Raw genomic sequence first — 13,390 nt, 5'->3', positions numbered from 1 at the left:
CACACTTCTCACATCCATTTTAGGGAGGTCGAGTGGTGTGCACGATTACATCAAAGAGCGAACAATCAAGATAGGTAAGTATATCGTGGAGACAAAGAAAACCGTTCGTGTAATTGCGAAAGAATTTGGAGTCTCTAAAAGTACTGTACACAAGGATCTAACAGAAAGACTGCCAGAAATTAATCCAGATCTGGCTAATGAAGTGAAGGAGATACTGGATTATCATAAATCAATCCGCCACTTGCGAGGAGGAGAAGCCACTAAATTAAAGTATAAAAAAGAAGAAATTTTAGAAGGCGAGCCTGTGAAACAGTAAGCTTAGTTCTTTGTTCATAAACATGATATATATATCTTCCTCATATCGGTAGTTTCTAACCACAAATTTTGTAAAGACTTTTGTAAAGAAATATCTTTTTTTCTGCAAATTATGATAGAATATATAATTAGGGCAGAATGTGGTATTTGCTATGGAAACAGATTTTCAAGGAGGATATATATAGATGTTTGCTAGGGATATTGGAATTGATCTTGGTACTGCCAATGTACTGATTCATGTCAAAGGAAAAGGAATTGTGTTAAATGAACCATCTGTGGTAGCTCTTGACAAAAACAGCGGGAAAGTTTTGGCTGTTGGAGAAGAGGCGAGACGTATGGTTGGACGTACGCCTGGGAATATTGTTGCGATTCGTCCATTAAAAGATGGCGTAATTGCTGATTTTGAAGTAACTGAAGCGATGCTCAAGCATTTTATTAACTCATTAAATGTGAAAGGGCTATTCTCTAAACCGCGTATGCTCATCTGCTGCCCGACAAACATTACATCTGTTGAGCAGAAGGCGATCAAAGAAGCTGCTGAAAAAAGCGGCGGAAAGCATGTATTTCTTGAAGAAGAGCCAAAAGTAGCAGCTATTGGTGCTGGTATGGATATTTTTCAGCCAAGTGGAAACATGGTCGTAGATATTGGAGGCGGAACGACAGATATCGCTGTCATCTCAATGGGTGACATTGTAACCGCCTCTTCTATTAAAATGGCTGGAGACAAATTTGATCTGGAAATTCTCAATTACATTAAAAAAGAGTACAAGCTGTTGATCGGTGAACGCACGGCTGAGGATATTAAGATCCAAGTTGCAACGGTATTCCCAGACGCACGTCACGAAGAGATTTCAATTCGTGGACGAGATATGGTGACAGGATTACCAAGAACGATTACCGTCACAAGCAAAGAAGTAGAAGAAGCATTGCGTGAATCTGTATCTGCGATTGTTCAGGCTGCGAAGCAAGTTCTTGAGAGAACACCGCCTGAATTATCAGCTGATATTATTGATCGCGGCGTCATCATTACAGGTGGCGGAGCTCTTCTAAACGGGCTTGATCAATTGCTTGCAGAAGAGCTGAAAGTACCTGTTTTCGTGGCTGAGAATCCGATGGATTGTGTAGCTGTTGGTACTGGCGTCATGCTTGATAATATGGACAAGCTGCCAAAGCGAAAACTCAGCTAATGATGTCCCTCATTCTTTTTCGAAAGAATGGGGGATTTTTATTAAAGAACCCTGCAAATATGCCGATATATTTCATAGAAGATTGTGTTTAGGTCATGTGAAAGAATTTTAATGAGGTGAGCACGTGTTAAAAGGACTATACACCGCAACATCTGCCATGATCGCTCAAGAGCGGCGGACAGAAATGCTTTCAAATAATATCGCAAATGCGAATACACCAGGATATAAAGCGGATGAGGGGACGATGCGGGCATTTCCAGAAATGCTGTTAAGCCGAATGGAATCAGGACGTTTCCAAACTTCCTCAGGCAAAGGTTTTAGTGTTCCGCAGCAAACGCCGATTGGCGGCATTAATACGGGGACATATATGCAGGAACTGATCCCTCAATTTACCCAAGGAACGTTAAAAACAACAGATCAAACAACGGATGTCGCACTAGTCGAAAATAACGTGCCGATCAACCCAGAGACTAATCAGAAATCAGCGCTCTTTTATGCGGTCAATACACCAGAAGGCGTTCGTTATACGAAAAGCAGCTCGATTACATTGAACGCACAAAATCAGTTGACTATCAATGGGCGTGCTCTTCTTTCTGTGACAGGTGAGCCAATCACGGTTCAGAGTGAGAATTTCAAAGTGAACGCAGATGGAACTGTGAGTGAAAATGGACAAAACCTCGGGCAAATTGATGTACGTGTTGCGATGGATACAAGGAACTTGGCGAGAGAAGGAAATGATTTATACCGTACAGCTGATAACCAGCCCCTGCCAAGTGCAGTTAATAACGGTCAAATGTCCTATACGTTAAGTCAAGGTGTATCGGAGCTGTCGAACGTGGATGTGACGAAATCATATACAGAAATGACAACCGCCTATCGAGCATTTGAAACAAACCAAAAAGTGGTTCAGGCGTATGATAAAAGCTTGGAAAAAGCAGTAAATGAAATCGGCAGAGTGTACTAATCAAGAAATGATAAAGAAAGGAGGATTCTCATGCTTAGAACGATGATCAATGCAGCTGTATCAATGAACGAAGTACAAAAGCAGCTTGATATTATCAGTAATAATATCGCGAACAGTGAAACAACAGGGTACCGTGCGAAAAATACCCGTTTCTCAGAGCTGATCAGACAACAGTTCAACCAAGTGGATGAAAAAAATGCGCAGGTGGCAAACAGTCGTCTGACACCTGATGGGTTAAGGCTTGGGACGGGTACGATGGTCAATGCGTCCATTAACTCATTGCAAGGCTCGATTAAAGAAACAGGCCGTGATCTTGATGTTGCTTTTGGAGCGCCATCTCAGTATATGCAGGTCAATGTCGGCGGTAATATTCGTTATACAAGAGACGGTTCTCTTTACTTACAGCCAGGCAATAATCGTAATCAAGTGCAGCTTGTCACTAGCGAAGGGCATCCGATCCTTGATGAAAATGGAAATGAAATCGTCTTAAATGCGAATTTCCGTGATATTTCAATTGATAAAAATGGTCGTCTGACAGCCATTTCAAGAGATAATCAACCGAATCAGCAAGTGAATCTAGGTGTTGTACAAGTCAATAATTCTTCAGCGCTTGTCTCTGAAGGAGATAATTTATTCTCAGTTGACGGTACTTATCAAGGCGCATTAACGGCACTAAATGGAGCAAACCGCCAAGCGATTCAGCTTCAGCAAGGTGCACTTGAAACGTCGAATGTGGATATGTCTAAAGAATTAACAGATCTCATGACAACACAGCGCTCCTATCAGATGAACTCAAGAACGATTACGATGGGTGATCAGATGCTTGGATTAGTGAATACAATTCGATAACGAACAGGCTGACATCAGCCTCTCATGATAAAAAAGGCGGCTCGCTCAAAGTCGCCCTTTTTTTTGTAAAAATCTGAGACATCGGCAAGCAAATCCTCAAGATCAATCCACGCTTCTTTTCGTTCAAGGCATGTAACAAGCCTTGCGATCTGCTCATCTGCCTTTGGCGTTTGGCTGTAGAGAAGAAATAAGATTTGAAACTTGATTCTTAATATATCAAATTGAGAAGCAACGGCCTCTTTTAATCCTTTTTGAATATACTTCATTCCTTCATCGGTTAAATTTTCTTTATAACAGGAACGCACAGTTTCATAGAGGCACGATACATAGGAGTGTACGGACTTCCGGTATGCTGGGAGACGAAGTGCTTTTTTAAAGTATTCCAGCGCTTTCGTGTGTCGATTTTGTCTCGACTGAATAAAACCAGCATCATAATAAACGATACCGAGCAGTTCTTGATCATCAATCATTTTCACGTAGTCGATGATCTCAATAAAAAGAGCTTCGGCTTCTTCATATTTTTTTTGATCGCTATAATTAAGGCCGAGCACAATTTTACAACGATAGAGGCTATGGTCATCCCCATGCTTTGCAAAGATATCCATCGCTTTTTGAATATGACGAATCGATAGCAACGAATAGCGATTGTTATAATAAACACCACTTGTACGGAAATGGAACTCTGCTTCCTCCAGCTCATCGTTAAGGAATGACAGTCGTTCTTCTGCCTTTTCGAGATAGTAGATTGCATCATTTTGATCGCTGTTTAAAGCTTCGTAAAGTCCGAGAAAGAAGTAAAAGTAATAGGCTAGTTCTTCGTTCATATCCTCTTTGTGCTGCATCAATTCATGTTTCATTTTTTCTAAGTCTTCTGTTTGATTCATCCACAGCTGATGGCGAAAAAGCATCAGCTGATAATGTAAACAGAGTTCCTGTTTTTTTGATATTTTACGTTGATATTTTAATAGAGTTGTTTTGATTTCTTCAGCCTTCGAAAAATGTCGATGCTTTAGCATTGTATACCACGAATGGAGAAGTTTTTTAATGGATTTATCACTTATAAAATTCATTTTTACCCTCTTATTCAATCAATGATGTAATATATATTACCATATTTGTGAAAAAACAATGAGTGTAGTGTGGATTATATTTGATGACAATAGGTAATAGTAGATTCTATTTTTTACCATATGTGCGGAACGGACGTTGAAAAATACGAGCATTCATAATATACTTCTATAGGAATCAAATGAAGATCATCGATATAGAAAAAAGGAGAGATCAAGATATGCTTGATGCTCAGCAAATTCAAGACATTATTCCACACCGTTATCCATTCTTATTGGTCGACCGTATTTTAGAGGTTGAGGGAGAGAAGAGAGCGGTTGGGATTAAAAATGTCACAGTGAACGAAGAATTTTTTAATGGTCATTTCCCAGGATACCCAGTCATGCCGGGTGTGCTTATTGTAGAAGCACTTGCGCAGGTGTTTGGGGTCATTATGTTAGGAAAAGAAGAAAACAAAGGGAAAATTGGTTTATTTGCAGGAATTGACGGCTGCCGTTTCAAAAGACAAGTGAAGCCTGGCGATCAGCTTCGTTTAGAGGTAGAAGTGACGCGTCTTAGAGGTCCAGTCGCAAAAGGAAAAGCAGTAGCCACAGTAGATGGCGAAGTGGCATGCGAAGCAGAACTCACATTTTCTATCGGTCCTAAAGTATCATGATTTGCCTGGCGGTTCATCAAGGATGAATCGCTTTTTATATGGAAACAACTAGTCTGAACGGATCAGGACTTGCAATTTTGACAAAAAAACGTCATATTAGACAAAAAAAGATGAAGGTGATAAAAGATGCTGAAAGAATTTAGAGAATTTGCAGTCAAGGGAAATGTCATTGACTTGGCTGTAGGTGTCATCATTGGGGGAGCATTTGGCAAAATTGTCACTTCTCTTGTGAATGATTTGATCATGCCGCTCGTTGGTATTATTATTGGTGGACATGATTTTAGCGGTCTATCTATTAAGATCGGATCTGCTCAAATTTTATATGGAAGCTTCATACAAACAGTGATTGATTTCTTGATTATTTCTTTTTCCATTTTTATCTTTATTCGTTATTTGAATAAATTAAAACGGAAAAAGGTAGAGGAAGAAGAGGTTGTAGAAACGCCGGATCAAACGGAAGTTTTACTAACAGAAATTAGAGATCTTTTGAAACATCAAAGCCAATCGAAAGATGTTCAATAGAAAAAGAGCGGCTAATCCCGCTCTCAGCGTGTAGGCAAACCCTCGCATTCGTTGTCAGGTCTGTGCTCCGGTGCTCACGAATAATCAATTCGCTCCGCTCCAGTGCTCGCTCTTCCTAGACTGCAAAGGTTTTCTATCACGCTGAAAGGAAGACAAAGGGCTAAAATAAGATTCATTTTAGCCCTTCGTCAACTATCTAAGAGCGGCTAATCCCGCTCTTTTTTATGTGTTTTGTTTAAATGCATCTAGTAGTTTTTCTCCAGAAAGCCCCTCTTTGACGAGGTCTTTAAGTACTTCTTCGGTTTCTGTTCTGTAGCGATTTGTAATCATCTTACCATCGAGCAGCACAGAAATGTTTTCTTCTAAAGCAACAATGTTTTTGACTTGGACAGATAGATGAACAGGGCGGTTGTTTTCTTTCGTGATCGTTACTAGAATCTTCACTTCAGTGTGCTGCTGAAAGAGCACCTCAAACACCTGTCTATGTTTCTTTGGGATGAGTGCCTCGATCATCCAGTGATTTTCTCCATCTTCTTTATTAATGATTAAACCGTCACGAAGGGGAATGCTGGACATTTTATCTTGCTTTGGATCAAGTTCGATTTTTAAATCAATCAGCCTAAAGGTTTTCATATTTTTCACCTCACAAGCGTTCATTATTCGTAAGTATCATTATAACATACAACATCTGTATAAATGAAACCGCTGCCTGCTTAGAACGAGCTGTATTTGAGTGAAAGGAGATGTTTTATGGAGTCTTATCAATTGCGAAACATACATATTGGCGATGAGTCGGCAAAGAGTACAATGCGCATTTATTCGTGGGGAGACATTCTGACATTTTGTGATGTGTACATGGAAGAAGGCGAGTCACTCACGTTTCAATACGTCACCGAAGATCAAATGGACTATTTTGAATTTCAATTGTCGATTCATGATGGGCAGCTTTGTTTTTATTGGTTTGCATGGGATGGATCTGATTATATTCACATGCCTTCAAGTAATTGGATTCATTCAGATGTTTTTTATCAATTTATGAAAAATAAGTTTTTCATTAAACAAAACAAGATGATGTTTTATACTCAAGCGGTAAAAAGCAGAAATTAAAGAGGAAATAGACAATTTGAAGGGGCAATTTTTCATTTTCATGTTTTGTCACATACAATCTTTCTCGGTAGACTAAGGGCAGTTAAAAGGAAAGGAGGTACGGTCTGAAACAAAAGGTAACGTCTAGCATCTGATAGCCCCCCTCTAGCTAAAGCTGATAGACGCTGCCTTGTGCATAAGAACACTGCGTAATAGAACCATCGCTTCTTTGTATAAGTCATGTGTCCCCTTAAATCCCCTTGTGTGTATCCGGTCATGTAGCGTGGCCGGGTACCCTTTTTTATTCCATAAAAAACCGATCTCCTCTTGATGATGGATTTTATCAGCGGTATGATAGCCAAAATGGAGACAAAAGGAGAGAAAGATGACAAACATTCAATTGATCGCAACGGATTTAGACGGAACGTTATTGAATAGTGAACACAAAGTGAGCCGGGAAAATGAGCAGGCATTAAAGGAAGCAGCGGCGAATGGAATGCAAGTTGTCGTTTCTACAGGAAGAGCGTATTTTGATGTGAGGTCTATTTTTGATGAGCTTGGGATGAATACATGGGTGATTAGTGCCAATGGAGCTGTGATTCATGATCCGACTGGGCAAGTATATCATTCAGCTGCTTTACAAGAAGAAAAGGCCAAACGCATATTATCATGGCTTGAAGAACGTGGTTATTACTATGAAGTTTTTACAAACGAGGCCATTTTCACACCGAATCGTGGTAGAGAGCTTCTGGCGATTGAAATGGACCGCTTAAAAAGTGCAAATCCAGAAACGGACCTGAGTGTTTTAAAACAAGCGGCAGAAGTTCAATACAGTCAGTCAGGCTTTTCTTATATTGATACATATAAAGAGTTGTTTCATGAGGATCGGAAGCTTTCATTCTACAACATCTTAGGTTTCTCTTTCTTTGAAGACAGATTGAAGGCAGGGTGGGATCAGTTTGGTGATGATGCAAGTGTCACAATGGTCAGTTCAGCCGATCATAACTTTGAAATTGGTGCAAAGGGCGCTTCTAAAGGCCAAGCATTAACAAGGCTGGCAGAACGTCTTGGTATTCCTTTAAGCCAGACAGCGGCTGTAGGAGATAGTTTAAATGACGAATCGATGCTTCGAGCAGCTGGTGTTGGGGTTGCGATGGGCAATGCGAGACAGGATATAAAAGAAATCGCTGATCATGTCACGTTAACAAATGATGAGCATGGTGTGGCGCATATGATTCGACACCTTTTGAAATAGATGCATCAGATGTCGTTGTATAAATCACATAGGATAAAGCGCATTCTACAAAAGAGGAATTCAGAACTACTTCTATTTACACATGATGTGGAACATCATATAATTTAATTATGAACATAACCCGCTTGTAAGGAAATTAAGGAGAGTAAACGAATGGCGCTGGAATCTTATAAGTCCGAAAATCTGCATTTAATCAAGGAAGCCTTAGACTATACTCAGGTTGGCCTGACGGTGACGGACCCGTCTTTACCTGATAATCCTTTAATATATGTGAACAAGGGCTTTTTAGATATGACAGGCTATCAAGAACCCGAAGTATTGGGGAAGAATTGTCGTTTCCTTCAAGGAAATGAAACAGAGCAAATTGCTCTCCAACAAATTAGAACAGCTATTGAGAACAAAGAGGCTGTCACTGTTCAGCTGAAAAATTATAAACAATCTGGACAGATGTTTTGGAATGAGTTGAGTGTAGCTCCTCTTTGGATTGACGAAAATGAAGGGAAACGTCTTTATTTTGTAGGTCTGCAAAAGGATGTCACGAAAGAGAAGGAACAGCAGGAGCTTCTTGAGCAATCAATTGATGAAGTGCTGAACATTTCTGTTCCAATTGTTCCTGTGAAAGATGGCATTTCTGTGTTACCGATCATTGGTACGTTAACAGCGCCAAGATTTGATAAAATTATCTCAACAGTCTCCACCTATATCTCTCAATCCAAGGACGATTATTTCATTGTCGATCTGTCTGGTTTATTAGAAGTCGATTCATTTGTAGCAGATGCGATCTTTAAGCTGAACGATTTGATTTTAATGACAGGTACGGAACTCATCGTGACAGGAATTAAACCGAATCTAGCGATGAAAATGGGAGAAATGAGAGAAGATTTCCGTGAATTGAATACGTATATGAACGTGAAATCTGCATTGAAAAAACTGCACATTTAACCTATGTTCATATGAAATGAAAAAAGAGGACTTTTCATCATGTTTGAGAAAAGTCCTCTTTTTGCTTGGATTAAGATGATTGAGCGGCGGCACTTAATGTGAATAAATCCTCTAGTTCGTTTGTTGATAGCTCTGTAATCCAGCTTTCACTTTGGATAATTTGATCATTTAACGTTTGTTTTGTTTCGAGCATCTGATCGATTTTTTCCTCGATCGTGCCCGTTGTGATCATCTTATGAACGTGAACGAATCGTTTTTGTCCGATCCGATAAGCTCGGTCGGTCGCTTGGTTTTCCACAGCGGGATTCCACCATCTGTCGTAGTGAATGACATGGTTTGCGGCGGTTAGGTTAAGTCCAGTTCCTCCTGCTTTTAAAGAGAGAATTAAGATGTTAAATTCTTTCTTCTGGAAGCGGTCCACCATTTTATCTCGCTCCTGTTTGGACAGACTGCCATTTAAAAATTGAACGGGTTCGCCAAACATCTTTTCCGCCAGCTGCTTGATCATGTTCCCCATTCCAATATACTGCGTAAAGATGAGGCAGCTTTCGTCTTGCTCATGTATTGCTTTTAACAGCTCTGCGAGTTTATCCATTTTTAATGAACGTTTCAGCAGTTTCACATCGGTTCCACTCTCTTTTAAATAGAGTGCTGGGTGATCGCAAATCTGTTTGAGTCTGCCGAGCATACTTAAAATAATGGCTTTCCGCTGCATTCCTGTTAACGAAGCCATGTGTTCAAATGTATCTTTCACGAGCTGTTCATATAAAGAAGCCTGCTCAGCGGAGAGCGGAATGAATTCTTTTTCTTCGAGCTTCTCAGGCAAGTTCAGGGCGACCTCTTCATCTTGCTTTGTTCGTCTTAATAGGAAAGGCTTAATCAGCTGCTGAAGCTGTTCAATTCTTTTTTCATCACGGTCTTTTTCGATCGGCAGAACGAATTTCTTATGAAAGCTTGTCAAGCTACCAAGATACCCTTTGTTGACGAAGTCAAAAATGGACCAAAGCTCTGTTAAACGGTTTTCCATAGGTGTCCCGCTAAGGGCAATGTGATGCTGCCCTTTGAGCTGTCTGATCGCTCTCGATTGTTTCGTATGGGCATTCTTAATGTTTTGGGCTTCGTCTAAACAAATCGTATCCCACTTTGCTGATGTTAATTCATCACGATCAGAATGTGAGAGTCCATAAGACGTCAGGACAATATCTGTTGACTCGTATGCCTTTGTAAAGTGTTCCCCTTGAGGACGCGATGGCCCGTAATGCAAGGCAACATTCAAATGTGGTGCGAAGGTTTCAAGCTCTCGTTGCCAGTTTCCTAAAACAGAGGTCGGCGCAATGATGAGAGATGGAGCGGCATTTGATTTCTGCTCCTTCAAATATGTGAAATATGCAATCATTTGAATCGTTTTCCCAAGCCCCATATCGTCTGCTAAACAAGCTCCAAATCCATGAGACCTTAAGAATAACAGCCAGTTGACACCATGCTGCTGATACGGCCTGAGTGTGCCTTTAAAGGAATCACTCATTTCATAGGAAGGCAGCTCATGCGTATCATTTAACTGATGGACAAGTCCTCTTAATTGAGACGAAAGTTCAAATTGAATATGTGCAAATGCTGAGCTGTCTAGCAGCTCTGGAATCGATTCAGAAGATGCTTCTTGATCTGCCAGCTCGCGTGACAAAATATCAGACATGTGCAGCCCTTCATTTTCGGCACGCTCCATCCATTTTTTCATTTGCTGAATGAAGGTTGGATCGATTTTGATCCATTGTCCACGAATATTGACAAGACGTCGTTTACTTTGGACAAGCTCGTTGAACTCATCTTCTGTCAGCTCGATGCCGTTTGTAGCAAAGCGCCAATTAAAGTCCATCAACGCATCCATTCCGACATGCGACTCGCCTCTTGGGGTAGAGGAAATCCTTGCTTTAAGCATCATGGTGCTTTCTTTGACAATTTGCCACCACGATGGGAGTAGAATCTCAATTCCCATATTCACAAGGGTTTCACTTGCTTCTGATAGGAAAAGCCAAGCTTCGTCTTCTGACATGAGTGTGGTGCCAGATGTGAAAGAGAGCCAAGGCACAATTTGACCGAATCGCTCCAGCTCTCTGGAGATTTTATCTTGATACGGATGCCAAGATCTTTTTAATGAACGGATGCCTTCAAAAAAGTGAAGATCACTGTTTTTCTTATCACGCAGAAACAATTCGATCTTCCAATCGTCTCCATCGAAATCCGGTTCATTTAAACGCAAGCCGACAGTGAAAGGTGTGTCGTCATCAATCCAGCCAATCGTTTCCAAGAAATCCTGCTCATCTAAAAAATGTCCTTGGAAGGATGAGAGTGCAGGCGATTGTTCTGTCATGCGGTTCCATTTGTGCTGTAATGCATCATCAAATTGAATGTAATCCTGTACAGCAAAGGAGAACCATTCAGCCGTATAGCCATCTAATAGTCCTTCTTTGTCTTTAAAACGTAGTACACCTTTTGTCCACGCCTCGTAATCCGGAATAAAATCTTCATCCTCAATGAATTCGTAAATGGTGGAGGCTGTCTTCATCAGTGGTTCTGTTTCATCGGTTAGTGTCACATGACTAAAGGTATTAAATGAATTTTTTCCTAGTAGTTCAACGGTCATCCAAGGGCTTAACAGGAAGGCAGGTGTGCCAATAAAGCTCACATCTTCTAAAAATGTTCCGTAAAAAGACGATTCATGCCATTGGAAAAGCTGCCTCTTCATTTCATTAAGCGGAACAGGGTGTCCGTCCTCTGCTTGCGCTGAAATGGTGAAAGAGAAATCTTCTGTTTGTTCTGCATGAATGACAATTTGTTTATGGCGTGTCATCAATTAATTTTCCTTTCTTCATTTCCTCTTGGAACGCACGCAGCCGTTTCGTTGAATCTTGTAGCTGCTTTACATATCTTTCCCAAATCGCAGTTTTTTTCGTTTTATGATAAAGCGTGCGCAGTTTTTTTAGCATTTTCACAGATTCTCGGTATGCACTTCGATTCTTTTGATCGAGAAGCTGTGAGATTTCACGGTGATACGATGGAATGAGCGCCTCAGGTTCCTCTTTTGCAATTTGTTTGATCAGATCCTTCTCCAGTTCACTGATGGAGAAACCAACAAGGCTGTGAATCTCAATCCATTCTGCATAACGCTGTTGTGCATATAAGAGCTGACTATATTCAGTAAACGCATAGGGCATGCAGATCTGGAGGTAGCGTTCATATAAATGATGATCCTTCGTCTGTTTAAAGTATGCGTCTAAATAGTAGAAGAAATCACTGACGGCTCCACGTAGTTCTCTGTAGGAAAGGTCGAGCTGGCAATATTCCTCTAAAATATAGGTGATCTCTTCATACCAGAGCTTGAGCCGCTTCCAGTCCTTGCGGTTTGTCAGATCCTTCAGCCAATTGAGCACATTTGGCAGCATATCTGCATTGAGCATTTTTAATTGCTGAAAGAGGTGATCGTCTTCTTTCAGTAAATAATCCATGTGCATCAATCCGATGGTACGTTCTACCGTTTTTACTTGCTGCTGAGCGTTCTTTAGTAATTCTGTTTCTTTTTTTACCCATTTCCCTCTATTTAATATGGTGCCCCAAATCTCCATAAAGACCGCTACTCGTTCATGTTGAAAAGGTCCGTTTATTTGAAGAAGTGTCCGAACGGCAGTTGGTGTGTTTTCAAGAAACGGATCGAGGGAAAAGGAAAGGGCGTATGTCTTCAAGTGATCCACTGAATCAAAAATGGTGTTCATGAGCTGTTCGACATATGGATTCATGGAATAATAGTCCTTCTCGGCATCAAGCTGGCCAAGATCGATTAATTCATAAATCCTTAACCACACATCGATTGACGTATGAATCGCATACAAACTCTTGAATTCAGGTGAATGAGGTGCGTGTTTTTTTAGGATCGATAAATAGCCGTAATACAAATGCTGCGGTGTTTGCTGGTGCTTTGGTGTCCGTTTCAGCCAGAGGTTAAATTCCTCTTGGAAAAAATTCAACCAGCTTTGAAGTGATTGTTCGTCTGGGCGCTTCACCTGGAAGTGCTGGCGAATTAATTCTTTGCTACGTTGTAATTCATCCTTTTCTGACCAATTTTCTGTAAATCCGGTCACACTCTCTACTTGAGCGTATAGCGAAAAGAAGACAGCGAGAATGTGTTTACAAAGTCCATCTGCTGGACATGAGCAGCTGCTTCTCACAGGAAACAATACATGAAAGTGGACTCTGGCTGCCACGACATCATGTACATAAGCTGACCATTCCGTATCAGATTCTTGCTTGAGACGATATACACTGTCCTGTCTATAAGTAATCAATGCTTTTTTGATGAGTTGTTTGTTTTCATCTGTTGCAGGAAGAAGTTCTTTGATTTGTTCTGCTGTTTGCTTGAGTTCTTCTTCGTTGATGTTGTGCTGAAGCATTTGATCCGCTCCTAACCAAGTAAAAGATTCCAATTCTTTTATTATAGCTCAATGGTGATTTATAAAAAAGTTTTTCATGAAAATGGTCATAAATTTCAAAAGCTG

General features: G+C 40.5%; 13 protein-coding genes. 9 read left to right on the top strand and 4 right to left on the bottom strand.

Going from position 1 to position 13,390, the window contains the following annotated elements:
- The first annotated feature begins 37 nt into the window (after positions 1-37).
- The 4 genes from spoIIID to MKX52_RS16450 all read left to right on the top strand — a co-directional run bounded on the left by spoIIID (position 38) and on the right by MKX52_RS16450 (position 3,315).
- Positions 38-316, top strand: coding sequence for a sporulation transcriptional regulator SpoIIID (gene spoIIID / locus MKX52_RS16465; RefSeq protein ID WP_008343327.1), 279 nt, complete (start codon positions 38-40; stop codon positions 314-316).
- 184 nt (positions 317-500) lie between these two features.
- Positions 501-1,502, top strand: a complete 1,002-nt coding sequence (gene mbl, locus MKX52_RS16460; RefSeq protein ID WP_012011515.1) for a cell shape-determining protein Mbl — start codon at positions 501-503, stop codon at positions 1,500-1,502.
- A gap of 124 nt (positions 1,503-1,626) precedes the next feature.
- Positions 1,627-2,466 (top strand): flagellar hook-basal body protein, encoded by an 840-nt coding sequence (locus tag MKX52_RS16455; protein WP_012011514.1) that lies wholly within the window; start codon positions 1,627-1,629, stop codon positions 2,464-2,466.
- A gap of 30 nt (positions 2,467-2,496) precedes the next feature.
- Positions 2,497-3,315, top strand: a complete 819-nt coding sequence (locus tag MKX52_RS16450) for a flagellar hook-basal body protein (RefSeq protein ID WP_003215031.1) — start codon at positions 2,497-2,499, stop codon at positions 3,313-3,315.
- 14 nt (positions 3,316-3,329) lie between these two features.
- Here the strand turns inward: MKX52_RS16450 and MKX52_RS16445 are convergent, their stop codons facing one another.
- Positions 3,330-4,385: a tetratricopeptide repeat protein gene (locus MKX52_RS16445; RefSeq protein ID WP_342491060.1), complete on the bottom strand. Its 1,056-nt coding sequence runs from the start codon at positions 4,383-4,385 to the stop codon at positions 3,330-3,332.
- A gap of 218 nt (positions 4,386-4,603) precedes the next feature.
- Here MKX52_RS16445 and fabZ point away from each other — a divergent pair, with 218 nt between their 5' ends.
- The gene (gene fabZ, locus MKX52_RS16440) at positions 4,604-5,038 is read left to right on the top strand and encodes a 3-hydroxyacyl-ACP dehydratase FabZ (protein WP_012011512.1); all 435 of its coding nucleotides are present in this window, start codon (positions 4,604-4,606) and stop codon (positions 5,036-5,038) included.
- A 126-nt stretch (positions 5,039-5,164) separates the two neighbouring features.
- The gene (mscL, locus tag MKX52_RS16435; RefSeq protein WP_003215139.1) at positions 5,165-5,560 is read left to right on the top strand and encodes a large conductance mechanosensitive channel protein MscL; all 396 of its coding nucleotides are present in this window, start codon (positions 5,165-5,167) and stop codon (positions 5,558-5,560) included.
- A gap of 222 nt (positions 5,561-5,782) precedes the next feature.
- On the opposite strand, the gene MKX52_RS16430 is transcribed toward mscL, so the two are convergent.
- The gene (locus tag MKX52_RS16430) at positions 5,783-6,193 is read right to left on the bottom strand and encodes a YwpF-like family protein (RefSeq protein ID WP_003215215.1); all 411 of its coding nucleotides are present in this window, start codon (positions 6,191-6,193) and stop codon (positions 5,783-5,785) included.
- Positions 6,194-6,310: 117 nt separating this feature from the next.
- Between MKX52_RS16430 and MKX52_RS16425 the strand changes: the two genes are divergently transcribed.
- From MKX52_RS16425 to MKX52_RS16415, 3 genes are all read left to right on the top strand, one after another.
- On the top strand, positions 6,311-6,667 hold the full coding sequence (locus MKX52_RS16425; RefSeq protein WP_041815992.1) for a hypothetical protein: 357 nt from the start codon (positions 6,311-6,313) through the stop codon (positions 6,665-6,667).
- Between the two features lie 373 nt (positions 6,668-7,040).
- Complete coding sequence (locus tag MKX52_RS16420; RefSeq protein ID WP_342491901.1) at positions 7,041-7,901, top strand: Cof-type HAD-IIB family hydrolase; 861 nt, start codon at positions 7,041-7,043, stop codon at positions 7,899-7,901.
- Between the two features lie 153 nt (positions 7,902-8,054).
- Positions 8,055-8,843 carry a PAS domain-containing protein gene (locus tag MKX52_RS16415; protein WP_342491059.1) on the top strand — a complete coding sequence of 263 codons (789 nt, stop codon included), beginning with the start codon at positions 8,055-8,057 and terminating at the stop codon, positions 8,841-8,843.
- Positions 8,844-8,913: 70 nt separating this feature from the next.
- Here the strand turns inward: MKX52_RS16415 and MKX52_RS16410 are convergent, their stop codons facing one another.
- Together MKX52_RS16410 and MKX52_RS16405 are read right to left on the bottom strand one after the other, a co-directional pair.
- The gene (locus MKX52_RS16410) at positions 8,914-11,691 is read right to left on the bottom strand and encodes a DEAD/DEAH box helicase (protein WP_342491058.1); all 2,778 of its coding nucleotides are present in this window, start codon (positions 11,689-11,691) and stop codon (positions 8,914-8,916) included.
- On the bottom strand, positions 11,678-13,285 hold the full coding sequence (locus tag MKX52_RS16405; RefSeq protein ID WP_342491057.1) for an SWIM zinc finger family protein: 1,608 nt from the start codon (positions 13,283-13,285) through the stop codon (positions 11,678-11,680). The genes MKX52_RS16410 and MKX52_RS16405 overlap by 14 nt, the downstream gene beginning before the upstream one ends.
- Positions 13,286-13,390: the final 105 nt, after the last annotated feature.

The sequence above is a fragment of the Bacillus sp. FSL R5-0422 genome, assembly GCF_038610765.1.
GTDB lineage: Bacteria > Bacillota > Bacilli > Bacillales > Bacillaceae > Bacillus > Bacillus pumilus_O.
The sequence above is the reverse complement of the archived record's forward strand: the minus strand, read 5'-3'. Positions and strand labels throughout refer to the sequence as shown.

Coding starts and splice junctions, on each gene's coding strand:
- mbl (WP_012011515.1), top strand. CDS start 501: ATGTTTGCTAGGGATATTGGAATTGATCTTGGTACTGCCAATGTACTG.
- MKX52_RS16450 (WP_003215031.1), top strand. CDS start 2,497: ATGCTTAGAACGATGATCAATGCAGCTGTATCAATGAACGAAGTACAA.
- MKX52_RS16445 (WP_342491060.1), bottom strand. CDS start 4,385: ATGAATTTTATAAGTGATAAATCCATTAAAAAACTTCTCCATTCGTGG.
- fabZ (WP_012011512.1), top strand. CDS start 4,604: ATGCTTGATGCTCAGCAAATTCAAGACATTATTCCACACCGTTATCCA.
- mscL (WP_003215139.1), top strand. CDS start 5,165: ATGCTGAAAGAATTTAGAGAATTTGCAGTCAAGGGAAATGTCATTGAC.
- MKX52_RS16430 (WP_003215215.1), bottom strand. CDS start 6,193: ATGAAAACCTTTAGGCTGATTGATTTAAAAATCGAACTTGATCCAAAG.
- MKX52_RS16425 (WP_041815992.1), top strand. CDS start 6,311: ATGGAGTCTTATCAATTGCGAAACATACATATTGGCGATGAGTCGGCA.
- MKX52_RS16415 (WP_342491059.1), top strand. CDS start 8,055: ATGGCGCTGGAATCTTATAAGTCCGAAAATCTGCATTTAATCAAGGAA.
- MKX52_RS16410 (WP_342491058.1), bottom strand. CDS start 11,691: ATGACACGCCATAAACAAATTGTCATTCATGCAGAACAAACAGAAGAT.
- MKX52_RS16405 (WP_342491057.1), bottom strand. CDS start 13,285: ATGCTTCAGCACAACATCAACGAAGAAGAACTCAAGCAAACAGCAGAA.